The organism is Ruegeria sp. AB10, assembly GCF_056542745.1.
Genome location: NZ_JBQGAI010000003.1, coordinates 215,775 through 239,905, shown reverse-complemented (window position 1 = coordinate 239,905; position 24,131 = coordinate 215,775). Strand labels below are relative to the sequence as shown.

25 protein-coding genes, 1 tRNA gene, 1 pseudogene and 1 riboswitch are annotated in these 24,131 nt (G+C 60.3%); of the genes and pseudogenes, 19 read left to right on the top strand and 8 right to left on the bottom strand.

The features are described from left to right. Window positions 1–203: 203 nt before the first annotated feature. Window positions 204–650, top strand: a complete 447-nt coding sequence (locus ACR0NT_RS08605; RefSeq protein ID WP_170672736.1) for a cytochrome c family protein — start codon at window positions 204–206, stop codon at window positions 648–650. A 49-nt stretch (window positions 651–699) separates the two neighbouring features. Here the strand turns inward: ACR0NT_RS08605 and ACR0NT_RS08600 are convergent, their stop codons facing one another. Continuing rightward, window positions 700–1,308 carry a glutathione S-transferase gene (locus tag ACR0NT_RS08600; protein WP_170672734.1) on the bottom strand — a complete coding sequence of 203 codons (609 nt, stop codon included), beginning with the start codon at window positions 1,306–1,308 and terminating at the stop codon, window positions 700–702. 113 nt (window positions 1,309–1,421) lie between these two features. After that, a riboswitch (FMN riboswitch) is annotated at window positions 1,422–1,620 on the top strand. Window positions 1,621–1,692: 72 nt separating this feature from the next. On the opposite strand from ACR0NT_RS08600, the gene ACR0NT_RS08595 reads away from it, so the two are divergent. From ACR0NT_RS08595 to cobO, 5 genes are all read left to right on the top strand, one after another. Continuing rightward, the gene (locus ACR0NT_RS08595; protein ID WP_170672732.1) at window positions 1,693–2,133 is read left to right on the top strand and encodes a 6,7-dimethyl-8-ribityllumazine synthase; all 441 of its coding nucleotides are present in this window, start codon (window positions 1,693–1,695) and stop codon (window positions 2,131–2,133) included. Window positions 2,134–2,258: 125 nt separating this feature from the next. Further along, a complete protein-coding gene (gene aroC, locus ACR0NT_RS08590) occupies window positions 2,259–3,359 on the top strand; it encodes a chorismate synthase (protein WP_170444423.1) in 1,101 nt (366 codons plus the stop codon). Next, window positions 3,343–4,017: an HD domain-containing protein gene (locus ACR0NT_RS08585; RefSeq protein ID WP_170444427.1), complete on the top strand. Its 675-nt coding sequence runs from the start codon at window positions 3,343–3,345 to the stop codon at window positions 4,015–4,017. Before aroC ends, ACR0NT_RS08585 begins: the two co-directional genes overlap by 17 nt. Before the next feature lie 32 nt (window positions 4,018–4,049). Further along, window positions 4,050–4,985 (top strand): DMT family transporter, encoded by a 936-nt coding sequence (locus tag ACR0NT_RS08580; RefSeq protein ID WP_170672730.1) that lies wholly within the window; start codon window positions 4,050–4,052, stop codon window positions 4,983–4,985. Between the two features lie 57 nt (window positions 4,986–5,042). Then, entirely contained in the window at window positions 5,043–5,642 is a 600-nt protein-coding gene (cobO, locus tag ACR0NT_RS08575) for a cob(I)yrinic acid a,c-diamide adenosyltransferase (protein WP_170672728.1), read from the top strand. A 34-nt stretch (window positions 5,643–5,676) separates the two neighbouring features. Here cobO and ACR0NT_RS08570 read toward each other — a convergent pair whose 3' ends face one another. The 5 genes and pseudogenes from ACR0NT_RS08570 to ACR0NT_RS08550 all read right to left on the bottom strand — a co-directional run bounded on the left by ACR0NT_RS08570 (window position 5,677) and on the right by ACR0NT_RS08550 (window position 10,184). Continuing rightward, a complete protein-coding gene (locus ACR0NT_RS08570) occupies window positions 5,677–5,871 on the bottom strand; it encodes a hypothetical protein (protein ID WP_170672726.1) in 195 nt (64 codons plus the stop codon). 193 nt (window positions 5,872–6,064) lie between these two features. Beyond that, window positions 6,065–7,561 (bottom strand): annotated as a pseudogene (locus ACR0NT_RS08565) (alkaline phosphatase D family protein). Window positions 7,562–7,766: 205 nt separating this feature from the next. Then, complete coding sequence (locus ACR0NT_RS08560; RefSeq protein WP_170444438.1) at window positions 7,767–8,132, bottom strand: SPW repeat domain-containing protein; 366 nt, start codon at window positions 8,130–8,132, stop codon at window positions 7,767–7,769. Window positions 8,133–8,241: 109 nt separating this feature from the next. After that, the gene (locus ACR0NT_RS08555; protein WP_170672724.1) at window positions 8,242–9,192 is read right to left on the bottom strand and encodes an AraC family transcriptional regulator; all 951 of its coding nucleotides are present in this window, start codon (window positions 9,190–9,192) and stop codon (window positions 8,242–8,244) included. Window positions 9,193–9,317: 125 nt separating this feature from the next. Continuing rightward, on the bottom strand, window positions 9,318–10,184 hold the full coding sequence (locus ACR0NT_RS08550) for a branched-chain amino acid aminotransferase (protein WP_170444443.1): 867 nt from the start codon (window positions 10,182–10,184) through the stop codon (window positions 9,318–9,320). Between the two features lie 159 nt (window positions 10,185–10,343). Here ACR0NT_RS08550 and ACR0NT_RS08545 point away from each other — a divergent pair, with 159 nt between their 5' ends. From ACR0NT_RS08545 to ACR0NT_RS08515, 7 genes are all read left to right on the top strand, one after another. Next, window positions 10,344–10,856, top strand: a complete 513-nt coding sequence (locus ACR0NT_RS08545; protein ID WP_170444446.1) for a MarR family transcriptional regulator — start codon at window positions 10,344–10,346, stop codon at window positions 10,854–10,856. Then, window positions 10,853–11,554, top strand: a complete 702-nt coding sequence (locus tag ACR0NT_RS08540; RefSeq protein ID WP_170444449.1) for a response regulator — start codon at window positions 10,853–10,855, stop codon at window positions 11,552–11,554. The genes ACR0NT_RS08545 and ACR0NT_RS08540 overlap by 4 nt, the downstream gene beginning before the upstream one ends. 66 nt (window positions 11,555–11,620) lie before the next feature. Further along, window positions 11,621–12,547, top strand: a complete 927-nt coding sequence (locus tag ACR0NT_RS08535) for a histone deacetylase family protein (RefSeq protein WP_170672722.1) — start codon at window positions 11,621–11,623, stop codon at window positions 12,545–12,547. Further along, window positions 12,544–12,786 carry an exodeoxyribonuclease VII small subunit gene (locus ACR0NT_RS08530; protein ID WP_058272726.1) on the top strand — a complete coding sequence of 81 codons (243 nt, stop codon included), beginning with the start codon at window positions 12,544–12,546 and terminating at the stop codon, window positions 12,784–12,786. Before ACR0NT_RS08535 ends, ACR0NT_RS08530 begins: the two co-directional genes overlap by 4 nt. Next, entirely contained in the window at window positions 12,787–13,653 is an 867-nt protein-coding gene (locus ACR0NT_RS08525) for a polyprenyl synthetase family protein (protein ID WP_170672720.1), read from the top strand. Between the two features lie 16 nt (window positions 13,654–13,669). Next, on the top strand, window positions 13,670–15,598 hold the full coding sequence (gene dxs, locus ACR0NT_RS08520; RefSeq protein ID WP_170672718.1) for a 1-deoxy-D-xylulose-5-phosphate synthase: 1,929 nt from the start codon (window positions 13,670–13,672) through the stop codon (window positions 15,596–15,598). 259 nt (window positions 15,599–15,857) lie between these two features. Next, the gene (locus tag ACR0NT_RS08515; RefSeq protein WP_480442909.1) at window positions 15,858–16,283 is read left to right on the top strand and encodes a hypothetical protein; all 426 of its coding nucleotides are present in this window, start codon (window positions 15,858–15,860) and stop codon (window positions 16,281–16,283) included. 47 nt (window positions 16,284–16,330) lie between these two features. On the opposite strand, the gene ACR0NT_RS08510 is transcribed toward ACR0NT_RS08515, so the two are convergent. Next, window positions 16,331–16,406 (bottom strand) — tRNA-Thr (locus ACR0NT_RS08510). Between the two features lie 204 nt (window positions 16,407–16,610). On the opposite strand from ACR0NT_RS08510, the gene ACR0NT_RS08505 reads away from it, so the two are divergent. The 3 genes from ACR0NT_RS08505 to arsJ are packed head-to-tail and all read left to right on the top strand — an operon-like array spanning window position 16,611 to window position 19,701. Then, window positions 16,611–17,444, top strand: a complete 834-nt coding sequence (locus tag ACR0NT_RS08505) for an arsenate reductase/protein-tyrosine-phosphatase family protein (RefSeq protein ID WP_170672716.1) — start codon at window positions 16,611–16,613, stop codon at window positions 17,442–17,444. Further along, window positions 17,441–18,439, top strand: a complete 999-nt coding sequence (locus ACR0NT_RS08500; RefSeq protein WP_170672714.1) for an ArsJ-associated glyceraldehyde-3-phosphate dehydrogenase — start codon at window positions 17,441–17,443, stop codon at window positions 18,437–18,439. Before ACR0NT_RS08505 ends, ACR0NT_RS08500 begins: the two co-directional genes overlap by 4 nt. After that, on the top strand, window positions 18,436–19,701 hold the full coding sequence (gene arsJ, locus ACR0NT_RS08495; RefSeq protein WP_170672712.1) for an organoarsenical effux MFS transporter ArsJ: 1,266 nt from the start codon (window positions 18,436–18,438) through the stop codon (window positions 19,699–19,701). Before ACR0NT_RS08500 ends, arsJ begins: the two co-directional genes overlap by 4 nt. Before the next feature lie 12 nt (window positions 19,702–19,713). Here the strand turns inward: arsJ and ACR0NT_RS08490 are convergent, their stop codons facing one another. After that, window positions 19,714–20,727: a LacI family DNA-binding transcriptional regulator gene (locus ACR0NT_RS08490; protein WP_170672710.1), complete on the bottom strand. Its 1,014-nt coding sequence runs from the start codon at window positions 20,725–20,727 to the stop codon at window positions 19,714–19,716. 234 nt (window positions 20,728–20,961) lie between these two features. Here ACR0NT_RS08490 and ACR0NT_RS08485 point away from each other — a divergent pair, with 234 nt between their 5' ends. From ACR0NT_RS08485 to ugpE, 3 genes are all read left to right on the top strand, one after another. Further along, a complete protein-coding gene (locus ACR0NT_RS08485; protein WP_170444479.1) occupies window positions 20,962–22,266 on the top strand; it encodes an extracellular solute-binding protein in 1,305 nt (434 codons plus the stop codon). A 72-nt stretch (window positions 22,267–22,338) separates the two neighbouring features. After that, entirely contained in the window at window positions 22,339–23,220 is an 882-nt protein-coding gene (locus ACR0NT_RS08480) for an ABC transporter permease subunit (protein WP_170672708.1), read from the top strand. 11 nt (window positions 23,221–23,231) lie between these two features. After that, window positions 23,232–24,125 (top strand): sn-glycerol-3-phosphate ABC transporter permease UgpE, encoded by an 894-nt coding sequence (gene ugpE / locus ACR0NT_RS08475; RefSeq protein ID WP_170444484.1) that lies wholly within the window; start codon window positions 23,232–23,234, stop codon window positions 24,123–24,125. Window positions 24,126–24,131: the final 6 nt, after the last annotated feature.

The following is a 24,131-nucleotide window of genomic DNA, read 5'->3' as shown; positions in this document are numbered from 1 at the left end:
CATCTGACCGGTGATGCCGGATCTGCAAGATTCTGACCCAGTTTCGCCACGCAATTTTCACCTTTCGGGAAATCCGTGACCCCGAAAAAACTGAGTTGAAAATAGATATTTTGTAGCGGCTTATGCGGGTTGGTTTTCGATTGCACTTTTAACGGGAATCTACCAAGGGCCGGAGTAAGCCCAACCTCAGCAGGACATTTCCCATGCCAAAGTTCATTCCAATTGCGCTGACCCTCACCCTGACCCTTGCGTCCCAGGCGACGGCCGCCGGTGACCCGGCCAAAGGTGAAAAACTCTATAACCGCTGCTCGTCCTGCCACGCGATCATCAAAGATGGCGAGGTTCTGGTCAAAGGTGGCATTACCGGACCGAATCTGTACGGTGTGGTGGGCCGCGTCGCCGGAGCCGAAAATGATTACCGCTATGGCAGCGAGCGCCTGCCGGTCGGCATGTTCACCGATGACATGATCCGCGCCGGCGAAGAAGGTCTGGTCTGGACCGAGGAAAACGTCTCCGCCTATTCGCAGGACCCGATTGGTTTCATTCAAGAATATCTGGATGACGAAACCGCGCGCCCGAACATGAGCGTGAAGCTGAAAAAAGGCGCCGACGACATCGCGGCTTATCTCGCCACGTTCAGCGCACCCTGATCGACTGCGCGCTGGCCCTGCAAGTCACGGCCAGCGCACCTGAATCGGATTAACCCTCGGGACGGGTCGCCGCCATGCTGGGCCGTTCGTTGAACGCAGCAAACCAGTCGTTCAGCGCATCGTTGCCCTTGCGCCAGTTCCGCGCATCGTGGCGCAGGTCCAGATAACCCAGCGCACAGGCCACGGCCACCTGCCCCATATCCAGCGGGCCAGACAGATGCGCCATCCAGCGCTGGTTCAGCGCGGCACAGGCCCGGTCGATCTTGCCCCATTGCGCATCCAGCCAGGTGTCCCACTGCTTGTCCTCGGGACGCAGGCGCGCCTCATAGGCCATCCCCACCGCCGAATCCAGAATACCGTCGGCCAGCGCCTCCAGCGTCAGCACGTCCCAACGCCCGGCCCCCTCGGGGTACATCCCCGCCTTGGCCCGCGCATCCAGAAACGCGCAGATCACGCGGCTGTCGAACAGGGTCGGACCATCCGACCGCTCCAGCGCCGGAATGCGCCTCAACGGCACCTTGCCCTGCAGCTCGTCCGCCGGAGCCAACGGAGTGGTGGCGACGTTCAACACCTCGACGTCCTCAAGCTGGCCGGTTTCGTGCAGCAAAACCATCACCTTGCGCACATAGGGCGAGGTTGGACTGTGATAGAGTTTCATTCGCGCTCTCCTTAGGTTGCAGCGACCTTACAGGACGGTCATGGAAACAAAACCCGTCAATTGGGTGGGGCGCAAAGCCTCTTGCACAAGTGACCGGGCCTTGGCACAGTCCACCCCGTTCTCAGGGCGGGGTGAAATTCCCCACCGGCGGTATGCGGGCATGATCCGTAAGCCCGCGAGCGGCCCCGCAGTGTCCACGATCCGAAAAGTGGGAACCGGTTTTCGGACAAATCGTGGAACCACCAAAGGGTGTCAGCAGATCTGGTGAGAGGCCAGAGCCGACGGTTACAGTCCGGATGAAAGAGAACGTGCAGCGTGCCGGTGATGCGGCGCGCCTGCCCGTGATCGCCTTGGGTGACGTGTCTGTTACGAAAGGAGATCATGATGACACACACCCGCTATGCTTTTATCAAAGCCAACTGGCATTCCGATATCGTGGACCGTGCGCTGGACGGGTTTCTTGAACTTATCCCCGCCGAGCAAGTCGATGTCTTCGACGTCCCCGGCGCGTTCGAGATGCCCTTGCTGGCCCGCGATCTGGCCCAGACCGGCCAATACGCTGCCATCGCCTGTGCCGCTTTTGTGGTGGATGGCGGCATCTACCGGCACGAATTCGTGGCCCAAGCTGTGGTTGATGGGTTGATGCGCGCCGGTCTGGATACCGGCGTTCCGGTCCTGTCGGTGTCGCTGACCCCGCATCAATATCAGGAAACCGAACACCACAATGCCATCTATCGCGCGCATTTCGTGGAAAAGGGGCGCGAGGCCGCGCAGGCCGCGCTGATGATCACCAAAACCCGCGCAAAAGTCACCCAGGCGGCCTGATCTTCATCTTTTCACAAATACTCAAACGCGCTGCCCACCGGGCAGCGCACCCCGCCCCAAACCGCAAATCCGCTTGAGGCCCCGGGCCTTGCCCGCTAATCACAACCCTCAAAGGAGCACGCCCCATGTCGATGAACAGCTTTGGACACCTCTTCCGCGTCACCACCTGGGGTGAAAGCCACGGGCCCGCTTTGGGTGCCACCGTCGACGGCTGCCCGCCGGGCGTTGCGATTGACGAGACGATGATCCAACACTGGCTGGACAAGCGCAAACCGGGGCAGAACAAGTTCACCACTCAGCGGCGCGAACCCGATCAGGTGAAAATCCTGTCCGGCGTGTTCGAAGGCCAGACCACCGGTACGCCCGTCCAGCTGACGATCGAGAACACCGATCAGCGCTCGAAAGACTACGGCGACATCATGGACAAGTTCCGTCCGGGCCACGCCGATATCACCTATTGGCAGAAATACGGCATCCGCGACTATCGCGGCGGCGGGCGCAGTTCCGCCCGCGAAACCGCATCCCGCGTGGCGGCGGGCGGTTTGGCGCGCGAGGCGATCAAGCAGATCGCACCCAATGTACAGATCACCGGTTACATGACCCAGATCGGCCCTCACAAGATCGAACGCGCCAATTTCGACTGGTCGCAGATTGAACAGAACCCGTTCTGGACCCCCGACGCAAAAGCCGCCGAAGACTGGGCCACCTATTTGGACGACCTTCGCAAATCCGGAAACTCGGTCGGTGCGGTGGTCGAGGTCGTGGCCCGCGGCGTTCCCGCCGGGTTGGGCGCACCTGTTTACGCCAAGTTAGACACTGATTTGGCCGCTGCGATGATGTCGATCAACGCGGTGAAAGGCGTCGAGATCGGCGAAGGCATGGCCGCCGCCGAACTGACCGGCGAGGCCAATGCCGATGAGATTTTCATGGGTCAGGACGGCCCGCAATACAGCTCGAACCACGCGGGCGGCATCCTCGGCGGCATCTCGACCGGGCAAGATGTTGTGGTACGGTTTGCCGTCAAACCGACCTCGTCGATCCTGACCACCCGCAAGACGATCACCAAGTCGGGCGAAGAAACCGAGATCATCACCAAAGGCCGCCACGACCCTTGCGTCGGCATCCGCGCCGTGCCGGTGGGTGAGGCGATGATGGCTTGCGTGATCCTCGACCACCTGCTGCTGCACCGCGGCCAGATCGGAGAGAACCGTGGACGGATCGGCTGATCTGCGCACCCGCCTGCGCGCCGTCGTCGCGCAGCGGATGGAAACCGATCCGGCGCATGACCTGGCCCATCTGGACCGGGTCTGGGTGAATGCTCAGAACATTGCCGATGAGGCGACGGACCGGTCTGTATTGCTGGCCGCCTGTTATCTGCATGATCTGGTCAATTTGCCGAAAGACGACCCCGAACGCCATCTGGCCTCGCGCAAGTCGGCACAGCGTTCAGAGCCTGTTCTGCGGGAACTGGGCTATAACGACACCCAGATCAGCGCGATTCAACACGCCATCGAAGCGCATAGTTTCTCGGCCAATATCACGCCTGAAACGCCCGAGGCCTGCATTCTGCGCGATGCGGATCGGCTGGACGCACTTGGGGCCATCGGTGTTGCACGGAACTTCTCGGTTTCGGGCGCGTTGGGGCGGACGCTGTACGATGCGGCCGATCCTTTTGCGGCAAACCGCCCGCTGGATGATCTTGCCTTTTCGATCGACCACTGGAAGGTCAAGCTTTTGGCGCTGCCGGATGACATGCTGACCGAAGGCGGCGCGGCCTTGGCGCGGCGACGTACCCAGCGGATGATCCGGTTTCTGGAAGAGTTTGCCGACGAGATTGGCCACCCTCTGCCCGCCGACTGGTCAAACTCCCGCACCGGACATTGATCTTTGACTGCCAAAGGCGCAGGGTCGCGCCGATGGCAAAACCCTTAACATCGCATCGACCTGTGCTGGCCGTTTCGCTGAAACTCAGCGCGCTTGTGCTGTTCACGGCAATGCAGGCGCTGGTCAAAGCTTTGTCGGTTGATTTCCCGCCCGGAGAGATGGTGTTCTTCCGCTCGCTCTTTGCGGTTCCGGTGATAATCGGCTGGCTGGTCTATCGCGGTGAGCTGGCGCAGGGGTTGGTGGTCAAAAAGCCGATGGGGCATTTCTGGCGCGGCGTTCTGGGCACCAGCGCCATGGGCCTGACCTTTACCGGCCTCAGCCTGCTGCCCCTGCCCGAGGTCACGGCGATTGGCTATGCCACCCCGATCTTCACCCTGATTCTGGCCGCGATCATGCTGGGCGAGCGTATTCGCATGATCCGCATTGGCGCTGTTGCCATCGGCCTGCTGGGGGTGCTGATCATGATCTGGCCCCGGCTGGGCGGCAACAATATGGATACCGCCGCCACCATCGGCGCGCTCTGCGTGCTGGCGGCCACCATGGCGCGGGCCTTTGTGCAGATACACATCCGGCAATTGGTGCAGGTCGACCATCCCGCTGCGGTGGTGTTCTATTTCTCGCTGACCGCCACGCTGCTGTCGTCTCTGACAGCCTTTTGGGGCTGGACCATGCCGACGTTGGAACAGGCTCTAATACTGGCGTGTATGGGATTGATCGGCGGCGTCGCGCAAATTCTGGTGACCTCGTCCTATCGTTTCGGACAGGCCTCGATGTTGGCGCCTTACGATTACACGACCATGCTGTTTGCCATTGTCATCGGCTATGTCTGGTTCGACGAATGGCCCACACTTGTCATGCTGGGTGGCGCGGCGCTGGTCATTGCGGGCAACGTGCTGGTTATCCTGCGCGAACGCCAATTGGGTGTGGATCGTGGCAAGGATAAGTCGGCCCCGGATCCAAAGTCCTGATCTTTACCTTTGGCAAACTTCGCTTAGGTTGGGCGCAAATCAGGAAAGGTTCCGCCCATGAGCGACGCACAAGATCACAAGGAAAAGATGCAGAAGGTGCAGGCCCAGCACCGCAAAAAGGTCTCTGAGGCCGTCGACCCGGAGCGCGGGCTGGTTCTGATCAACACCGGCAAGGGTAAGGGCAAATCCTCGGCCGCGTTTGGCGTTGTGATCCGGGCGCTTGGCTGGGGCCAGAAGGTGGCCGTGGTGCAGTTCATCAAGGGCAAGTGGAAAACCGGCGAGCGGCGCTTTTTCGAGGAACGCGATCTGGTGACTTGGCACACGATGGGCGAAGGCTTCACCTGGGACACGCAGGACAAGGAACGTGACATCGCCGCCGCCAACGCCGCCTTTGACAAGGCCCGCGCCCTGATGGCCAGCGGTGAGTACGATCTGGTGGTTCTGGACGAGATCAACATCGCCCTGCGCTATGAATACCTGTCGGTGGATCAGGTCATCGACGGGCTGAATGAGCGGTCCGACAAGACCAGCGTGTTCCTGACAGGCCGCGACGCGCCGCAAGCGCTGCGCGACTATGCCGATCTGGTCACCGAGATGACCGAGGAAAAGCACCCTTTCCAAGCCGGGATCAAAGCCCAGCGCGGCGTCGATTTCTGAATTTTAGAGCCTGAACAGCCCCACCCCGGGGCTGTTACCCCATCGGATTCTCATTGAGAAACCGAACCGATCCGCGACGGCTTGCGGCGCTGGCTGGCAGAGTTTCCGGCAGGCCACGCTCTGCTTTGGGTGTCTTGTCGACATAGGCGCAAAAATCATCGTCGCAGCAACAGCCGCAAGCTGTGGCTGCCTCGTGCCGTGCCATTATTTCGTCCAGCGGATCGCCCATGTCTTACCCCGATCATTCGTTTCCGAGGCGGCGGCGGGCTCTCACCTATTCATGCGCTAAGCCCGCAAACCGCCTCGAAACCCTGTGCCGGATGCCTGCGCATCTGGCGTTATGCGTATCTGACTATTTTAGTCGGAATTTTCAAGGGCAAAAACGCGCCCCAAAATTCTTCGGGGCGCGACGTGACGAGCGATCAGATCCCCTGCGGCTGCGGGTCCAGTGTGACCGACCACAATTCGGTATCGGCACGATCCATCAGGCGCACGGTCATCTGCTGAGTCGCGCCGTCGATATCGACCAGGCCAAAGAACTGCAGACCAGCGCTGGGGGGCAGATTGGCCCCCTGTTCCTTGGTCGGCGCTTTGACGAATTTCACCTCTGGCCCAAACGTGCTGTCCAGCGCATTCGGACCAAAGGTTCCGGCATGCAGCGGGCCGGACACAAACTCCCAAAACGGCTCAAAATCCTGTAATTGCGCTTTGTTAGGATCATAGTAGTGCGCAGCGGTATAGTGCACATCCGCCGTGAACCACACCGTGTTGGCAACCTCTTCGGTTTTGATGAAGCGCAGCAGGTCGGCGATCTCCAACTCGCGGCCCTTCGCCGGACCGTTGTCGCCATTCGCGATCGCTTCGACCCCTTTCCGGTCCTTCCACCGGTCCCAGACGATCAAACCGATCGGCATGTCTGAGGCGATGACCTTCCACGTGGCCTGAGACGCAGCAAGCGCGCGTTTCAGCCACGCCAGCTGTTCGGCGCCCAGAATGCGCGACTTGTCGGTGATTTCATCCTCCATCGAAGGACCGTTCGGCCCGCGATAGCTGCGCAGGTCCAGAAAGAACACGTCCAGCATCGGACCGTACGAGATCTTGCGATAGACGCGCCCCGGCTCGACTGGCGTGATCCGCAGCGGTGTCATCTCGTGAAAGGCACGGCCCGCGCGGGATTGCAGCACATGCACCGATTTCTCGGTATAGCGGTCATCCGAGATCAGGTCCTTGGCATCCGACCAGTTGTTGACCACCTCGTGGTCATCCCACTGAAAGAAGGTCGGGCAGACGGCATTCATCGCACGCACATGCGCGTCCATCAAGTTGTATTTCCACTGGGCGCGAAATTCGTCCAGCGTTTCGGCCACCTTGCGTTTCTCGTCGACCAGGGTGGTATTTTTCCAGATCAGCTAACCGTCCTTCTCGACTTCGTCCTGCATCGGGCCATCGGCATAGACCGTGTCGCCCGAGTGGATGAAAAAATCGGGCCGGTGCTGCGCCATGGTGGCATAGGTGCGCATCCCTTCGTCATCAATGCCCCAGCCCTGCCCGGCAGTATCCCCCGACCAGACAAAGCGGATATTGCGGCGCTCGGACGGGGCTGTGCTGAATTGGCCAATAATAGGCTCTGATACGACATTGATGTCGCTCAGATCAGCAGCCACGAAGCGATAGAAGATATCCTGATCCGGGGGCAGCCCGTCGACCAGTCTTTTCACTGCAAAATCACTGTTCGGGATGGCGTCCATCGGGCTCAGCTTGCGGGCGTCGGCAAAGCTCTCGGTGGTCGACACTTCCATCATGACCCGCGCGGGGCGATCCGTGCGGGTCCAGATCATGCCCGAGCTCATGTCCACATCGCCGGACTGCACGCCATGTGTGAACACCGGGCGCGACGCGGCGCGACTGATCGCGGGCATGAACAGAGACGCGGCAAATGCGGTGCTGCGGGCCAGAAAAGCGCGGCGGTTGGGGCGAAGGATTCGGGTCATGGAAGCTCTCCTGTCTGGTGACCCTTGCGGGACACGCAATTGGTGAGCGGCAGTGAGCCGCCTGTTTGTAAAACAAGCGGCTCAGAGTCTTGAAAGTATCACGATGGTATTGTGACACCTATGGATACCCTGCTCAGGCGGCAATCCTCTGTTCCGGCGTGCTGAGCGAAATGACGGCGACCACCGCCGCGCCGTTCAGCCAGTAGTATATCGCATCCAGGCCCGAAAACCCAAACAGGCTGGGTGCGGCCAGGAACACGACACCAACCAGCAGATCGACGGCCAGATGGAACTTGTAGGGCAGCACGCGCCAGATACCAAGGTGGTGGTCGGTCAGCCCGGTCAGCACAAAGGCCGCAATGCCGGTTACCACAGACAGCCACAGGGCCATCGGGTTGGATTGCCCCAACCCCAGAACAAAGGGCAGCCCCATCAGCGCAAAGGCGACGGGGTAATCCAGATAGGCGTGTATGGTGCGGTTAACGAAACGAACAGACATAGAAATTTCCTTTCCTTGCTTGGCATGACCCCAAATTAAGAAAGGACGTTCGGACGTTTAATTCCGGATCGTTCGTGAAAGCTTGCAGATCGTTCAGAAACGACCCGGATCAGTGCATGGACCGATAGGCCGCCGGGGACAGGCCGATCTGCTTTTTGAACACCCGCGAAAACGCAGCCTCAGAGGCATAGCCGACCTCGGCCGCCGCATCCGCCACGTTCCAGCGCGCCTCGGTCAATCCGTGGCAGGCGATCTGCATCCGCCAGTCGGTCAGGTATTGCATCGGCGTGGCGCTCATCTTTTCGGCAAAGAGCTGCGCGAAGGCGGTGCGCGACATCCCGGCCTCACGCGCCAGCGACTCGACGCTCCACTCCTGTGCGGGGGTTTGGTGAAACGCGGTCAACGCGCGTGAAATGCGGGGATCCGCAAACCCGGCAAGCGCGGATTCGCTGGGGCTTTGGTGTTCCAGATGGGCGCGGATGGCTTGTGCAAACAGCACCTCGGACAGTTTCAGCGCAATCAGATCGCCGCCGATGCGGGCGCCATTGATTTCGGACCCGATCATGCGCAGGGTGGCTTCGATCCAGGCCCCGGCTTCCTCTCCGTAGTTTTCAATCAGGATGTAAGGCGGCAACCGGTCGATCAGCATATGCCCGGTGCCCTGTCGCCCCGGTGGACCGGTGAACGAGAAATGGCCGCAGATCAGTTGCGTGTCGCGGCTTTTGTCCTCACCACCGTAAATCAGCACGCCATCGCCTTGGTATCCGGCCTCGTCCAACACCCGCTCAAGCGGCAGCGCATCCATTGGTTTGACCTCATTGCACAGCAGCGCATGGGCGGCGCCATGTGGGATCAGGATCAGGTCGCCTTGCTTCAGACGCAGGATTTTGCCTGTGTTAGAGACTGAAACTTTCAGTTCTCCCCGTTGAACAAAATGAAACCGGGCCACGTTTTCGAAAGCGGGAACCTGAACGCCGAAGGGTGGCGTGAAGGAGGTGCGGAAATAGAATGTGCCCCGCAGGGACAGGCGGGTGAGGATATCGCTAAGCAGGTCCAACATGGGGTAAACCTATACTCGGCTGCGCATTCGTCCAGCCATCTGAACGATCTGCACAAAATCTTGAACGGCAGGCAAAGAAAAACCCCCGCGAAAGGCGGGGGTCTGGATGACGTTCCCGGACCGGATCAGGCGCGGACCAGCGCCTCATATTCTGCGGCGATCTCGCGGGTCAGGTCTCCGACCTCGAAGGTATAATCGCCGATCTGCCCCACCGGAGTGACCTCGGCTGCCGTACCGGTCAGCCAGCATTGTTCGAAATCGGCCATTTCTTCGGGCTTGATGCGGCGCTCGTGGACGGTGATGCCCTTATCTTTCAGCATCTGGATCACGGTCTGACGGGTGATGCCGTTCAGGAAGCAATCCGCCAGTGGCGTGTGCACCTCACCATCCTTGACGAAGAACACGTTGGCGCCGGTCGCCTCGGCCACATAGCCGCGCCAGTCCATGAACAGTGCGTCCGAGCAGCCTTTGGCCTCGGCCTTGTGCTTGGAAATGGTGCAGATCATGTAAAGGCCCGCCGCCTTGGCGTGGACCGGGATGGTTTCGGGGCTGGGGCGTTTCCATTCCGCGATGTCCAGCTTGGCGCCCTGCATCTTTGCGTCGCCATAATAGGCACCCCAAGGCCAGACAGCCACAGCCATCCGCACCGGGTTCTTGGCCGAAGCCACGCCCATATCGTCGCCCGAGCCGCGCCAGACCAGCGCGCGAACATAAGCGTCCTGCAGACCGCTGGCTTTCAGCGCTTCTTCCTTGGCGGCCTCGATCTCATCAACCGAATAGGGCATTGGCATGTCCAGTGCCTCGGCCGAGGCGATCAGACGTTCCGAATGCTCGCGGCTTTTGAAGATCTTGCCGTTATAGGCGCGCTCTCCTTCAAAGACCGAGGACGCATAGTGCATCGCATGGGTCAGGATGTGCACATTGGCCTCGCGCCAGGGCACAAGTTTGCCATCCAACCAGATGGTGCCATCACGATCATCATACCCCGCCATGCGAAACCTCCAGCCTTGGGTTGAATTTTCCGATTGTTGCGCCAATTAAGTCCGATGCGGACATAAAGTTGCGCAGAAACTGCGATTCGATACCTGTCCACTCTTGGAATGTCAACAACGCTGACATAAACTCGGCACGAGTAACGAATGAGGCATACTATGTCGGATACGCGCCCCGCCCAAGTCTTTGGCGGTGAAAGCCTGCTGTTTTTGACCGACGAACAGCTTCGGCAGGGGATCGAGGCGATGTTTTTCGCCTATCGCGGCTTTACTGCGGACCCGGATCGCATTCTGACGCAGATGGCCTATGGCCGGGCGCATCACCGGGCCGTCCATTTCATCAACCGCGCACCGGGGACAACGGTGAACAACCTGCTGGCGATTCTGGGGGTGACGAAACAATCTCTGAACCGGGTGCTGCGGACGCTGATCGAGGATGGTCTGGTCGAAAGCCGCGTGGGCACGGTGGACAAGCGTGAACGGCATCTGTTCCTGACCGAAAAGGGCAAGGCGCTTGAGGCCAAGCTGTCCGAGGCCCAGCGCGTGCGCATGCGGGCGGCGTATAAAGATGCAGGCCCCGAGGCCGTGTCAGGATTTCGTAAAGTGCTTGAAGCGATGATGGATGCTGATATGCGTCATGCTTACACGAAACTGCGGGATACCACCTCATGAGCGAAATGGACGCCCATCTGCTGATCGTCGACGACGATGAGCGTATTCGTGATCTGCTCAAGAAGTTTCTGATGCGGAGCGGTTTTCTGGTTACGGCGGCCCGTGATGCGGCACACGCAAGGCGAGTGTTGTCGGGTCTGGATTTCGACTTGATCGTCATGGACGTGATGATGCCGGGCGAGGATGGCGTCAGCCTGACCCGAACGCTGCGCGAGACCCACTCTACGCCGATCCTGCTGTTGACCGCACGGGGCGAGACCGAGCATCGCATCGCCGGGCTTGAGGCCGGGGCGGACGACTATCTGGCCAAACCGTTCGAACCGAAAGAGCTGCTACTGCGGATCAACGCAATCCTGCGGCGGATGCCGGAAACGCCCGCACAGGATACGGCGACCAAGATTCTGAACCTCGGGCCGATCCGCTATGACGTGGAACGCGGCGAGATGTGGCAGGGCGAAGAACCCGTGCGCCTGACCGCGACCGAGAGCCAGTTGATGAAGATTTTCTCGGCCCAGCCGGGCGAACCGATCAGCCGTGCCAAGCTGGTTGAGGATCTGGGCCGCGACAAGGGCCAGGCGCAGGAGCGCGCGGTGGATGTGCAGATCACCCGCCTGCGGCGCAAGATCGAGCAGGATCCGAAGCAGCCTCGGTATTTGCAGACCGTTCGGGGGGCCGGGTATATGTTGGCGCCGGATTAAAGGCCGCTGCGCGGCGATTTTTGCCTTCGGCGAGGATACTTTTAGACAGATGAAGATGGGATCCTGATGAAGACCGCCCTTTTGACCCATGCCGATTGTCTTGGACATGTGACACCGGACGGGCACCCTGAGCGCGTGGCGCGGTTGGAGCATATCCTGCATGCGCTTGAGGGGCTGGACCTGACCCGTGTCACGGCGCCATTGGCGGCAGATGATGACCTGCTGCGGGTGCATCCGGAAAGCTACATTCACGATATTCGCCGCGCCCGTCCTGCCGAGGGTTTTGTGCAAATCGACGGGGATACGTTCATGTCCCCCGGTTCCGTTGACGCCGCTTATCGGGCGGCGGGTGCGGTGGTGCGGGCGGTGGATATGGTTTTGTGCGGAGAGGCTCCGAACGTGTTTTGTGCCATCCGGCCGCCGGGACATCACGCCGAGACGGATACCGCCATGGGCTTCTGCCTGTTCGGCAATGCGGCGCTGGCGGCGAAACATGCGCTCGATCATCACGGGTTGAGTCATGTGGCGGTGGTGGATTTCGATGTGCACCACGGCAACGGAACGCAAGACCTGCTGTGGGATGAGAAGCGCGCGCTGGTGATCACCAGCCAACAGATGCCGTTGTGGCCCGGATCGGGGCGCCCGGATGAAACAGGCGCCTATGATACCATTCTCAACATCCCTCTGGCCCCCGGAACAGGTGGCGTCGAGATGCGAGCGGCATATGAAACCTTGGCCTTCCCGCGCCTGCGCGCCTTCAAACCGGAACTGATCATCATCTCAGCCGGGTTCGACGCGCATCAGGACGATCCGCTGGCCAATCTCAACTGGTCCACCGGCGATTTCGCTTGGGTCACGGCCGAGCTATGTAAACTTGCCGATGAGCTGTGCGCGGGACGTATCGTCTCGACTTTGGAAGGCGGGTATGATCTGAACGCACTGGCCGAGGCCACCCGCGCCCATGTGGAAGAATTGATGAAGGCAGCCCGATGACCGATACCCCCGTTGATCAGATGACATTCGAACAGGCGATGAAAGAGCTGGAGGCCGTAGTCGGCCAGCTGGAGCGCGGCGACGTGGCACTGGACCAATCCATCGCGCTGTACGAACGCGGCGCGGCGCTGAAAAAACGCTGCGAGGATGAGCTGAAGCGGGCCGAGGAAAAAGTGGCCGCCATCACGCTGGACGCCAATGGTCAGCCGACCGGGACGACGCCTGTCGAAGGTCAGTAAATGTTTCGCGAAAAGCTAGCGCAGGATGCGGCGCGGATTCAGGATCAGTTCGATCTGGTTCTGGGCGCGTTGGACGATCTGGATGTGACCCGGGCGATGGCCTACGCCACCGAGGGCGGCAAGCGGTTGCGCGGGTTTCTGGTGCTGGAAAGCGCGCGCCTGCATGGTGTGGACGAAGGATGTGCGATCCTGCCCGCCACCGCAATCGAGGCGCTGCACGCCTATTCTCTGGTCCATGACGATCTGCCCTGCATGGATGACGATGACCTGAGGCGCGGGCGTCCGACCGTGCATGTGAAATGGGATGACGGCACCGCTGTTCTGGCGGGCGATGCGCTGCAAACGCTGGCTTTTGAGCTGTGTACCCGGCCCGAGGTCGGAATAGCTGAGGTCCGAGCGGACCTGGCCCTGACATTGGCCAAGGCCAGCGGGGCGCAAGGCATGGTGCTGGGCCAGGCGCTGGATATTGCGGCGGAATCGGCCTCTGCCCCGCTGACGCTGGATGAAATCACGCACCTGCAGGCGGGCAAGACCGGTGCCCTGATCGAATGGTCCGCTTGTGCGGGGGCGCGGTTGGCGCAGGCCGATCCGGACCCCTTGCGCCAATATGCCCAAGCCCTTGGTCTTGCTTTTCAGATCGCGGATGACATCCTTGATGTGGAAGGTGATGCCGAAAAGGCCGGGAAACGCCTGCAAAAGGATGCCGAGGCCGGCAAGGCCACGTTTGTTTCCCTGCTGGGGCTCAGTGCCGCCAAGGCCCGTGCCGCCGAGCTGATTGATCAGGCCTGCGCTGCGCTGGATGGGTATGGTGCCTCGGCTGAAACCTTGAAGGACGCCGCCCGCTTCGTTATTGCCCGGGACAGCTAAGCCAGGAACGCGCCATATGTCTGACCGCCCGAACACGCCCCTGCTGGACCTTGTGAGCCGCCCTGCGGATCTCAAGCAGTTCTCGGACGCGCAACTGCACCAGGTGGCGCAGGAATTGCGGGCCGAGACGATCTCGGCCGTGTCCGTCACCGGCGGCCATCTGGGCGCGGGTCTGGGTGTGGTCGAGCTGACCACCGCGCTGCACGCCGTCTTTGACACGCCGCGCGACAAGATCATCTGGGACGTGGGACACCAGTGCTATCCGCACAAAATCCTGACCGAGCGGCGGGATCGTATCCGTACCCTGCGTATGAAAGACGGGCTGAGCGGTTTTACCAAACGCAGCGAAAGCCCTTATGACCCGTTCGGCGCGGCGCATAGTTCAACCTCGATCAGCGCGGCGCTGGGATTTGCCGTTGCCCGCGATCTGGGCGGTGTGACGCCCGAAGGTCTGGGCGATGCGATTGCAGTGATCGGGGATGGCTCGATGTCGGCGGGCATGGCATTCGAGGCGATGAATAACGCAGGTCACCTGCGCAAACGTCTGATCGTCATCCTCAACGACAATGAGATGAGTATCGCGCCCCCGGTCGGCGCGCTGTCCAGCTATCTGTCGCGGATCTATACCGAGGCCCCGTTCCACGATCTGAAGGCTGCGGCCAAGGGTGCGGTGTCATTGCTGCCCGAACCGTTCCGCGAAGGCGCGAAACGCGCCAAGGAAATGCTGAAAGGCATGGCCGTGGGGGGTACGCTGTTCGAGGAACTGGGTTTTTCCTATATCGGGCCGCTGGACGGGCACGACATGGATCAGCTGCTGCCGGTTCTGCGCACCGTCAAGGCGCGGGCGACCGGTCCGATCCTGATCCACATCCTGACCAAAAAGGGCAAAGGTTACGCCCCTGCCGAGCAGGCCCGCGACAAGGGTCATGCAACGGCCAAATTCGATGTGGTGACTGGCAAGCAGCACAAGGCCCCGTCCAACGCGCCGTCATATACCTCGGTCTTCGGCAAAACACTGGTCGAAGAGGCCGGGCGCGATGACAAGATCGTCGCTGTCACCGCTGCGATGCCGGACGGCACCGGGCTCAGCCTGTTTGCAGAGCGATACCCGTCGCGCTGTTTCGACGTGGCGATTGCCGAACAGCACGGTGTGACCTTCGCCGCCGCATTGGCAGCCGGGGGGATGAAGCCGTTCTGCGCGATGTATTCGACCTTCCTGCAACGCGGTTACGATCAGGTCGTGCATGACGTCGCCATCCAGCGCCTGCCGGTACGTTTCGCCATTGATCGTGCGGGTCTGGTTGGGGCCGATGGCGCCACACATGCAGGCTCGTTCGACATTGCCTATTTGGCCAACCTGCCCGGCATGGTCGTAATGGCCGCTGCGGATGAGGCCGAACTGGTGCACATGGTGGCCACCGCCGCGGCCCATGACGACGGCCCCATTGCCTTCCGCTATCCGCGCGGAGAAGGCGTTGGCGTCGATCTGCCCGAACGCGGTGAGGTGCTGGAAATCGGCAAGGGCCGGATGATTCAGAAAGGCGCACGCGTGGCGCTGTTGTCTTTCGGCACGCGTCTGGCCGAGGTGCAGAAAGCCGCCGAGGCGCTCTCGGCCCGTGGGATCACGCCCACCATCGCCGATGCCCGCTTTGCCAAACCGCTGGATCGTGAACTGATCCTTGATCTGGCCGCGAACCACGAGGCCCTGATCACCATCGAAGAAGGCGCGGTTGGCGGATTCGGCAGCCACGTGGCGCAACTGCTGGCGGATGAGGGCGTGTTCGATGACGGGCTGAAATATCGCTCGATGGTGCTGCCGGATACCTTCATCGATCAGGCAAGCCCGGCGGATATGTACGCTGTCGCCGGTATGAACGCAGAACAGATCGAGGCCAAGGTGCTGTCGGTTCTGGGCGTGACAACCATCGGCGAAAAACGCGCCTGAGACCCAATGGGGCGATGCGCGCATCGCCCCGGTCCGGTGCATGGCCAAGGCGTGACAAGCATTGCCGACTTGAAATCCCGCAGAGCCGTTCCCTGCCCTAAATTCCGCGGATAACCGCTTTTGGCTGCGCGCCGGGGGTGAGTTATTGTGAACACAGGATTAACTCGCGTTTCCGGGTGATATTTCTGCCCGCCTAAGGTTCTGCTATAGATAGGAAAAACGAAAACTCCACCCTTGAGCAGGCGGGCGGATGAGAAACATGATTGCGGCGTTGGCGGCACTCGTTCTGATGAGTGTTCCGGCGACATCAAAAGAGCTTCGGATTGGCAACGACCCCGGCGGGCGCATTATGGATCGAATGGTCCAGATAGAAATCGCCAATCGAACCGACGTGCAGTTCCGGATTATCGGAGATTATTGCAACTCCAGCTGCACCATGTTGCTGGGCGCCGATGATGTTTGCGTATCCCCCGAAACGGTATTTGGGTTTCACGGCCCTCGCCGGTTGGATCGGAAACAAATGGCGACCGATGAATTCGATAGGAAAAGCGTGACGCTCTCAAGTTACTATCCAGGTCCGGTCAGCACCTGGTTCATGACCAAAGCAAGATATGCCGGTCCGGATGAGCTTTACTTTGTATCGGGTGAATACCTGATCGGTCTTGGCATAAAGGAATGCGTGTAGAACTGCTGTTCAGAGCAAGTGGACCGCACCTGTTTCATGAGCAACGGTGGTGCCTCAAGAGGGACTCGAACCCCCGACCTTGTCCTTACGAAGGACCTGCTCTACCAGCTGAGCTATTGAGGCAAGCGAAGGTTCGTTTAAACGGTCGGGATTGCGCGCGCAAGTCTCGATCTTTGTGATTTTCATCAGCGGGCTTGCAGCGCGTCATGGTTTCGCATCCTGGTCTTCTGGCCGGGCCGTGGCGTCCGCATGTTTCGATTGTGAATTTTTTGTAACGGCGCGTTTCCCGGATTGCTGTATATTCAATACTTCTATAATTCATGAAATATGATAGAAAAAATTACCGACCAACTCGCCATCCTCGGTCACCCGCAACGTATCTCGGTGTTTCGCATGTTGATGCGACGCTTTCCTGACACTGTGCCCGCCGGAGAGCTGGCGACCGAGCTGGATATCAAGGCCAGCACCCTGTCGAACTATCTGAACGCGTTGCAACGATCGGGTCTGGTGACGCAGGAGCGGTCGGGAACGTCTCTGCTCTATTCTGTCGATATGAAGAACGTGCAGCAAATGCTGGATTTTCTGGTCCTCGATTGCTGCCGTGGCCGCCCTGATATCTGCATGCCTTTCAGCCAAGGAAATGACACCATGACGGACCGCAAGTTCAATGTACTGTTTCTGTGCGTGGGAAATTCCGCCCGCTCGATCTTTGCCGAATCTCTGTTGCGCGAACTGGGAGGCGACCGGTTCAATGTCTATTCCGCCGGCACTCAGCCAACATCGGCGCTCAATCCTTTTGCCATGCAGGTATTGAAGGATAAAGGGCATGATACCTCGGTCCTGCGGTCCAAGCATATGTCCGAGTTCGCCGCACCGGATGCGCCCGAGATGGATTTCGTCTTCACCGTCTGCAATCAGGCCGCAAACGAAGACTGCCCCGCCTGGGAAGGCCAGCCGATCAGTGGTCATTGGGGCATGGTGGACCCGGTCAAGGCCACCGGCACCGATGCCGAGAAAAGCCTGGCCTTCCAGAACGCCTATGGCGCGCTGAAACGGCGGATCGAGGCCTTTACCTCTCTGCCGGTCAGAAGCCTTGACCGGATCGCATTGCAAACTGCCGTCGATGACATCGGCAGGACGTCACGCGAGGACACGAAATGACGACTTACGCACTGAACGGCCTGGGCCGGATGGGAAAACTGGCCCTGAAGCCGTTGCTGGAAAAAGGCGCGCAAATCGCCTGGATCAATGACGGGGTCGGCGATCCGGAGATGCACGCGCATCTGCTGGAGTTCGACACGGTGCATGGTCGTTGGGACGCCGAATTCTCGCACGATGCCGACAGCGTCACCATCAACGGCACCCGCCTGCCCTTTATCGGCACCAAAGACCTGAACGATCTGCCTCTGGACGGTGTGGACGTGGTGATCGACTGCACGGGTGTGTTCAAGACCGAGGCCAAGCTGGCCCCCTATTTCGAGGCCGGCGTGAAAAAGGTTGTCGTCTCGGCGCCGGTCAAGGACGGCCCCACCGCCAATATCGTCATGGGTGTGAACGAGGGCACCTATGACCCGGCCACGCATCACATCGTGACGGCGGCGTCCTGCACCACCAACTGTCTGGCCCCCGTAGTCAAGGTGATCCATGAGAACCTTGGCATCCGCCACGGCTCGATGACCACGATCCATGACGTGACCAACACGCAAACCATCGTGGACCGTCCCGCCAAGGACCTGCGCCGCGCGCGCTCGGCGCTGAATTCGCTGATCCCGACCACCACCGGTTCGGCCACCGCGATCACGCTGATCTATCCGGAATTGAAAGGCCGGTTGAACGGTCATGCGGTCCGCGTGCCGCTGCTGAACGCCTCACTGACCGACTGTGTGTTCGAGGTGGATCGCGAAACCACTGCTGAAGAGGTTAACGCCTTTTTCAAAGCCGCCGCCGAGGGCGAGTTGAAGGGCATTCTGGGCTATGAAATCCGGCCGCTGGTCTCGACCGATTACACCAATGACGAGCGGTCTTCGATCATCGATGCGCCCTCGACCATGGTGGTGAACGGGACGCAGGTGAAGATCTATGCGTGGTATGACAACGAGATGGGCTATGCCCACCGTTTGATCGATGTTGCGCTGATGGTTGGACAGTCCCTGTGACTGACCGGCCCGAGGGCCTGTCGGCCTATATCGCGGTCACGGCGGCCTATTGGGCCTTTATGTTGACTGACGGAGCCCTGCGGATGCTGGTGCTGCTGCACTTTCACACGATGGGGTTCTCGCCGGTTCAGTTGGCGTATCTGTTTGTTCTCTATGAGATCGCCGGGATGGGCACCAATCTGGCCGCTGGCTGGATCGCGGCACGGTTCGGGCTGACCTCGACGCTGTATGCGGGGTTGGTGCTGCAGGTGGGGGCGCTGCTTGTTCTCACCCAACTAGACCCTAATTGGGCAATTCCGGCCAAGGTGGTCTTTGTGATGGTCGTGCAGGGAGCCAGCGGGGTGGCCAAGGATCTGGCCAAGATGTCCTCGAAATCCGCCGTGAAACTGCTGGCCCCAAGCGAAGGCGGCGGGTTATTCCGCTGGGTTGCTGTTCTGACCGGGTCAAAGAACGCAGTCAAAGGCTTGGGGTTCCTGCTGGGGGCCGCCTTGCTGGCGACCCTGGGCTTTGTCTGGGCCACGCTGGCCATGGCGATTTTGCTGGCGGTCATTCTGGTGGCCGTGATCCTGTTCATGCCGCCGGGCCTGCCCAAGGGGCGCAAGGGCGCAAAATTCTCCGAGGTCTTCTCGAAATCCTCCAACGTGAACTGGCTGTCGGCGGCGCGGGTGTTCCTGTTCGGCGCGCGGGACGTGTGGTTCGTGGTCGGCATCCCGATCTATTTCTACGCGGTCCTGTCGGATGGCACCGAGGCCGGCAACCGCGCGGCGTTCTTCATGATCGGTACCTTCATGGCCGTCTGGGTCATCCTTTACGGAGCCGTTCAGGCCAGCGCACCCAAGATCCTGCGCGCGTCCGAGCGCAGCGAAGGCGACCTGATCCACGCCGCCCGCAGCTGGGCCGCCGCCCTGTTCTGCGTTCCGGCGGCATTGACGGTTGCGGTATTGGTATCCTCGGGACCGCAGACATGGCTGACCGTCACGCTGGTGCTGGGTCTGTTGGTGTTCGGGGCGATCTTTGCAGTCAACTCGTCGCTGCATTCCTACCTGATCCTGACCTTCACCAAGTCCGAGCGGGTGACGATGGATGTCGGCTTCTATTATATGGCCAACGCAACGGGCCGCCTTTTGGGCACCGTATTGTCGGGCCTGACCTATCAGATCGGCGGGCTGCCTCTGGTTCTGGGAACCGCTGCCGTGATGGTCGCGCTGGCGGCGCTGACTTCGGGCAAGCTGACCGATCACGCATCTGAAGCCTGTTCATGAGCATATGGGCGTTCAGTGGCTCCCGCGGGGCACGAAATAGGGATCGATCAGAAGGGTTTCACTTGCCTTGCCGGGGTCAGTCAACCGGCGTTCGAGCAGATCAATGACCTGAATGACCGCCTCATCGATGGGATTGTTCACCGTGCTCAGGTTGAAGGTCGGCCATCGGGCCATCTCGATATCGTCAAACCCGACAATCGACAGCGCACCCGGCACATCCAAGCCCATTTCGCGCGCCGCGGTCAGCGCACCAATTGCGCTGGCGTCATTGGCACAGACCAGCGCATCCAGACCGTTTCCCCGCAGCAGGGTCATCGACGCCTCATACCCGGCCTCGACGGTAAACTCGCCTGCCTCTTCCGCAATCAGCGGCAGCCCGGCCCGATCCAGAGCCTCCATCAAACCGGCCCGGCGATCAGCGGACGAGGCAAAGCACTCTGCCCCGGCTATAAACCCGAACCGCCTGCGCCCCCGGTCCACAAGGGCCTGCGTGGCGATGCGCATACCCTCGGCATTCCGGCAGCACACGTTATCGACCCCCGGCGCGTCCACGATCCGGCCGGACGAGATCATCGGAACACCGAACTTGCTGCACTGCTCGACCAATGCTCCGGGCATGCTGCCACCGCGCAGAATCAGGGCGTCCAGCGGGTATCGCATCACCTGATCAATGGCGGCTTCGGCATGGTCATCACTGCCATCAATGAGAATCGGCCACTTGTTCAGAGCATTCAGATGACCCACCAGACGGTTGACGAATTCGGAATCATAGGTGCTGCGCATATTGCCGACAAAGACCGCAACCAGATGCGACCGCCCCCCCTTGAGCCCCGCCGCCAGAGCGTTGGGCTGATAGCCCATGCGCGCGGCCATCTTCTGTATCTTTTTTCTTTTGTTTGCATCAAGATAGGCGCCGGGTGTAAAAGCGCGCGAGACGGCGGAACGCGACACTCCGGCCGCTTCGGCAACGGCTTGCGCCGTCACACGGCGCGGCCTTTCGGAGGGTTTGCTGCTGTCATCAGTCACGCCAAATCTGTCCTCTTTTTTTGATAAATTTGTCAATATTGCTAGAAATCTTTCATCGAACTGTCATACGTTAACATTATGTGAGCACGTGTGCAGAATCCAGACACGGCTCACTAAGCGGGTCGGAGGACTGCACGTGTGAACAACGCTGCAGGAGAGCCTGCGCAACAACCTGGCACCTGTTGCCACCGGTCTCTTTGCTGCAAAGGGCCGAAATCGAACCGGAGGATCGAAATGACCAACCTGAAGTTTTGCGCAACAGCCGCAGCACTCGCGTTCACCGCGACCGCGGCCTTTGCAGAAACCGAAATCACGTGGTGGCACGCCCATGGCGGGCAGTTGGGGGAAACCGTCAACAAGATTGCCGAAAAGTTCAACGCATCGCAGGACGAATACAAGATCACTCCGATCTACAAAGGCAGCTACGAAGAGACGCTGACCGCCGGTATCGCCGCCTTCCGCGCGGGTGAACAGCCCAACGTCATGCAGGTGTTCGATGCCGGTGCCGCCACCGTGATCGCGGCCAAAGGTGCAACCGTGCCGGTTCAGGACCTGCTGGCCGAGAACGGCGTGGACTTCGACATCAACGACTATATCGCCGGCGTGCGCTATTTCTTTGCCGACAGCGACGGCAAGATGATCGGGATGCCATTCAACTCGTCGACGCCGATCCTGTATTACAACGTTGACGCGCTGGAAGCCGCCGGCGTCACCCCGCCGAAAACCTGGGAAGAGTTCCAGTCGACCACCGCTCCGGCGCTGAAAGACGCGGGTTATGTCGCGCTCAGCCAGTCGCACCTGCCCTGGATCTTCACCGAGAACTTCATGTCGCGCCACGACCTGCCGTTTGCGACCAACAACAACGGCTATGACGGCATGGACACCGAAATCCTGGTCAACAACGACGCGATCAAGGCGCATTTCAACGCTGTGACCGAGTGGAAAGACAACGGCATGTTCGAATGGTATGGCACCGGCTGGGGTGACAACCAGAAGCCGTTCGAAGAGGGCAAAGTGGCCATGTGGCTGGGCTCGTCCGGTTCGTTCGGCGGCCTGCTGCAGAAAGACCTGGATTTCGAGTTCAGCGCAGTGGAACTGCCCTATTGGGAAGCCGTGACCCCCGAGCCGACCCAGACCTTCATCGGTGGCGCCGCCCTGTTTGCGATGTCGGGCAAGTCGGCCGAGGAAAACAAGGCAACGGCCGAATTCTTTCGCTTCCTGACCGCGCCTGAAACCCAGTATTTCTGGCACCAGGAAACCGGCTATGTGCCGATCACCGAGGCCGCCTATGAGCTTGCCAAGACAGATGGTCACTATGACCGTTTCCCGGCAGCCGCCGTGGGTGTCAATCAGCTGCAGGCCAAGGCGGGCGAGAACACCAAGGGCTACCGCATGGGGTTCTATGTCCAGATCCGCGACATCATGAACCGCGAATATGGCCGTATCCTGACCGGTGAAACCGACGTGAACACCGCCTTTGAAAACATCGAAGCAGAAGCCAACGAACTGCTGGCCCGCTTCGCCAAGACCCAGGGTTAAGCCCAGGGATCACCCCCAGGATGGTCGCATCGTCACGGTGCGGCCATCCCTTCTCATTCTTACGGACGGATCATGAAACGCGCGGGCTTCGACAATATCTGGCTACCTGTGGCGCTGCTGCTGCCACAATTGATGATCATCGCCATCTTCTTTTATTGGCCTGCGGGCTGGGCGCTGCAATCATCCTTCTTTCTGCAGGACCCGTTCGGGTTCGGATCAACCTTTGTCGGGGCAGACAACTACACCTCGTTGATGGGCAACGATCAGTACAAGCGTATCGCCTGGTTCACGATTGTTTTCTCCGTCCTCGTCACCTTTTTCTCGCTGGCCATCGCGCTGTTGCTGGCGGTGAAGGCCGACAAGGTGCTGCGCGGGGCCAAGACCTATCGGACGCTGCTGATGTGGGTCTATGCTATCGCGCCGCCGGTCGCAGGCTTTCTTGGCATCCTGTTCTTTGACCAGAGCACCGGCCCGATGACCAAGTTCTTCCAGATGTTCGGCTGGGATTTCAAACTGGGCGTCGATTACAACGCAACCGCGACCGCGATGATCATCGTATCGGTCTGGAAACAGATCCCGGTCAATTTCATCTTTTTCCTGTCAGGCCTGCAATCCATCCCGCGTTCCGTGCGCGAGGCCGCGATGATCGACAATCGCTCGGCCACCGGACGGTTCTGGCAGATCACCTTCCCGCTGCTGGCGCCGACCGCGTTCTTCCTGCTGATCATCAACATCACCTATGCGCTGTTCGACACGTTCGGTGTCATCGACGCGCTGATGAAGGGTGAGCCCGGCAACAACCCGATGACGCTGGTCTACAAGGTCTATCTGGACGGCTTCCGGGGCAACGATCTGGGCGGCTCGTCGGCGCAATCCGTTGTCCTGATGGTGCTGGTGCTGATCCTGACCGTCTTTCAGTTCCGGCTGGTTGAACGCCGGATTCACTATACCTGAGGGGGCACATCATGGCTGATACAACGCTTGAAACACCCGCCGAGACCCGCCACCCCCGCCGCATTCGCTGGGAGACGATCGGAGACCACGTTGTCCTGATCCTCGGCTCGCTGCTGATGATCCTGCCGCCGCTGCTGGCGCTGACCACGGCCAGCCACGATGCGGTGACGATTCATCGCGAAGGGCTGCAACTGACGATCGGCGACGATCTGGGCAAGAACTTCCACGCCGCCATGCTTGAAAAGGGCGGATTTACCCAGACGGTCGACGGCACGCTGATGCTGATGAACTCGTTCATTCTGGGCATCGGCTTTGCGGTGGGCAAGATCATCATCTCGATGATGGCGGCCTATGCGATCGTCTATTTCCGCCTGCGTTTTGCCACGCTGGCCTTCTGGATGATCTTCACCACCCTGCTGCTGCCGCTCGAGGTGCGCATCCTGCCATCTTACGAGGCGATCCAGAAGCTGGGCCTGACCAACACCTATACCGGCCTGATCGTGCCACTGATCGCTTCGGCGACCGGCACCTTCTTCTTCCGTCAGTTCTTCATGTCCGTACCTGAGGAACTGGCCGAGGCCGCCCGCATCGACGGCGCGGGCCCGTGGAAGTTCTTCATCGATATCCTCGTCCCGCTCAGCCGGACGATGATCGCGGCGATCTTCATCATCATGTTCGTCTTTGGCTGGAACCAGTATCTGTGGCCGACCCTGATCACCACCGATGAAAGCTTCTTTACGCTGGTCCGGGGCATCAAGCAGATCGTGCTGTCCTATACCGACAGCCAGATCCCCGAACACGGGCAGGCCCTGGCGTTGGCCATCGTGGCGATGATCCCGCCCGTGGCCATCGTCATCTTTTTCCAGAACTGGTTCGTCAAGGGCCTCACAGAATCCGACAAATAAGGAATA

What these genes read in the sequence shown, in the direction of transcription:
- ACR0NT_RS08505 (WP_170672716.1), top strand. Translation starts at nt 16,611, where the DNA reads ATGATAGAAAAAATTACCGACCAACTCGCCATCCTCGGTCACCCGCAA.
- ACR0NT_RS08525 (WP_170672720.1), top strand. Translation starts at nt 12,787, where the DNA reads ATGTTTCGCGAAAAGCTAGCGCAGGATGCGGCGCGGATTCAGGATCAG.
- ACR0NT_RS08545 (WP_170444446.1), top strand. Translation starts at nt 10,344, where the DNA reads ATGTCGGATACGCGCCCCGCCCAAGTCTTTGGCGGTGAAAGCCTGCTG.
- ACR0NT_RS08535 (WP_170672722.1), top strand. Translation starts at nt 11,621, where the DNA reads ATGAAGACCGCCCTTTTGACCCATGCCGATTGTCTTGGACATGTGACA.
- ACR0NT_RS08605 (WP_170672736.1), top strand. Translation starts at nt 204, where the DNA reads ATGCCAAAGTTCATTCCAATTGCGCTGACCCTCACCCTGACCCTTGCG.
- ACR0NT_RS08480 (WP_170672708.1), top strand. Translation starts at nt 22,339, where the DNA reads ATGAAACGCGCGGGCTTCGACAATATCTGGCTACCTGTGGCGCTGCTG.
- ACR0NT_RS08550 (WP_170444443.1), bottom strand. Translation starts at nt 10,184, where the DNA reads ATGGCGGGGTATGATGATCGTGATGGCACCATCTGGTTGGATGGCAAA.
- aroC (WP_170444423.1), top strand. Translation starts at nt 2,259, where the DNA reads ATGTCGATGAACAGCTTTGGACACCTCTTCCGCGTCACCACCTGGGGT.
- ACR0NT_RS08515 (WP_480442909.1), top strand. Translation starts at nt 15,858, where the DNA reads ATGATTGCGGCGTTGGCGGCACTCGTTCTGATGAGTGTTCCGGCGACA.
- ACR0NT_RS08580 (WP_170672730.1), top strand. Translation starts at nt 4,050, where the DNA reads ATGGCAAAACCCTTAACATCGCATCGACCTGTGCTGGCCGTTTCGCTG.
- cobO (WP_170672728.1), top strand. Translation starts at nt 5,043, where the DNA reads ATGAGCGACGCACAAGATCACAAGGAAAAGATGCAGAAGGTGCAGGCC.
- ACR0NT_RS08595 (WP_170672732.1), top strand. Translation starts at nt 1,693, where the DNA reads ATGACACACACCCGCTATGCTTTTATCAAAGCCAACTGGCATTCCGAT.
- ugpE (WP_170444484.1), top strand. Translation starts at nt 23,232, where the DNA reads ATGGCTGATACAACGCTTGAAACACCCGCCGAGACCCGCCACCCCCGC.
- dxs (WP_170672718.1), top strand. Translation starts at nt 13,670, where the DNA reads ATGTCTGACCGCCCGAACACGCCCCTGCTGGACCTTGTGAGCCGCCCT.
- ACR0NT_RS08570 (WP_170672726.1), bottom strand. Translation starts at nt 5,871, where the DNA reads ATGGGCGATCCGCTGGACGAAATAATGGCACGGCACGAGGCAGCCACA.
- ACR0NT_RS08555 (WP_170672724.1), bottom strand. Translation starts at nt 9,192, where the DNA reads ATGTTGGACCTGCTTAGCGATATCCTCACCCGCCTGTCCCTGCGGGGC.
- ACR0NT_RS08560 (WP_170444438.1), bottom strand. Translation starts at nt 8,132, where the DNA reads ATGTCTGTTCGTTTCGTTAACCGCACCATACACGCCTATCTGGATTAC.
- ACR0NT_RS08530 (WP_058272726.1), top strand. Translation starts at nt 12,544, where the DNA reads ATGACCGATACCCCCGTTGATCAGATGACATTCGAACAGGCGATGAAA.
- ACR0NT_RS08600 (WP_170672734.1), bottom strand. Translation starts at nt 1,308, where the DNA reads ATGAAACTCTATCACAGTCCAACCTCGCCCTATGTGCGCAAGGTGATG.
- ACR0NT_RS08540 (WP_170444449.1), top strand. Translation starts at nt 10,853, where the DNA reads ATGAGCGAAATGGACGCCCATCTGCTGATCGTCGACGACGATGAGCGT.
- ACR0NT_RS08500 (WP_170672714.1), top strand. Translation starts at nt 17,441, where the DNA reads ATGACGACTTACGCACTGAACGGCCTGGGCCGGATGGGAAAACTGGCC.
- ACR0NT_RS08485 (WP_170444479.1), top strand. Translation starts at nt 20,962, where the DNA reads ATGACCAACCTGAAGTTTTGCGCAACAGCCGCAGCACTCGCGTTCACC.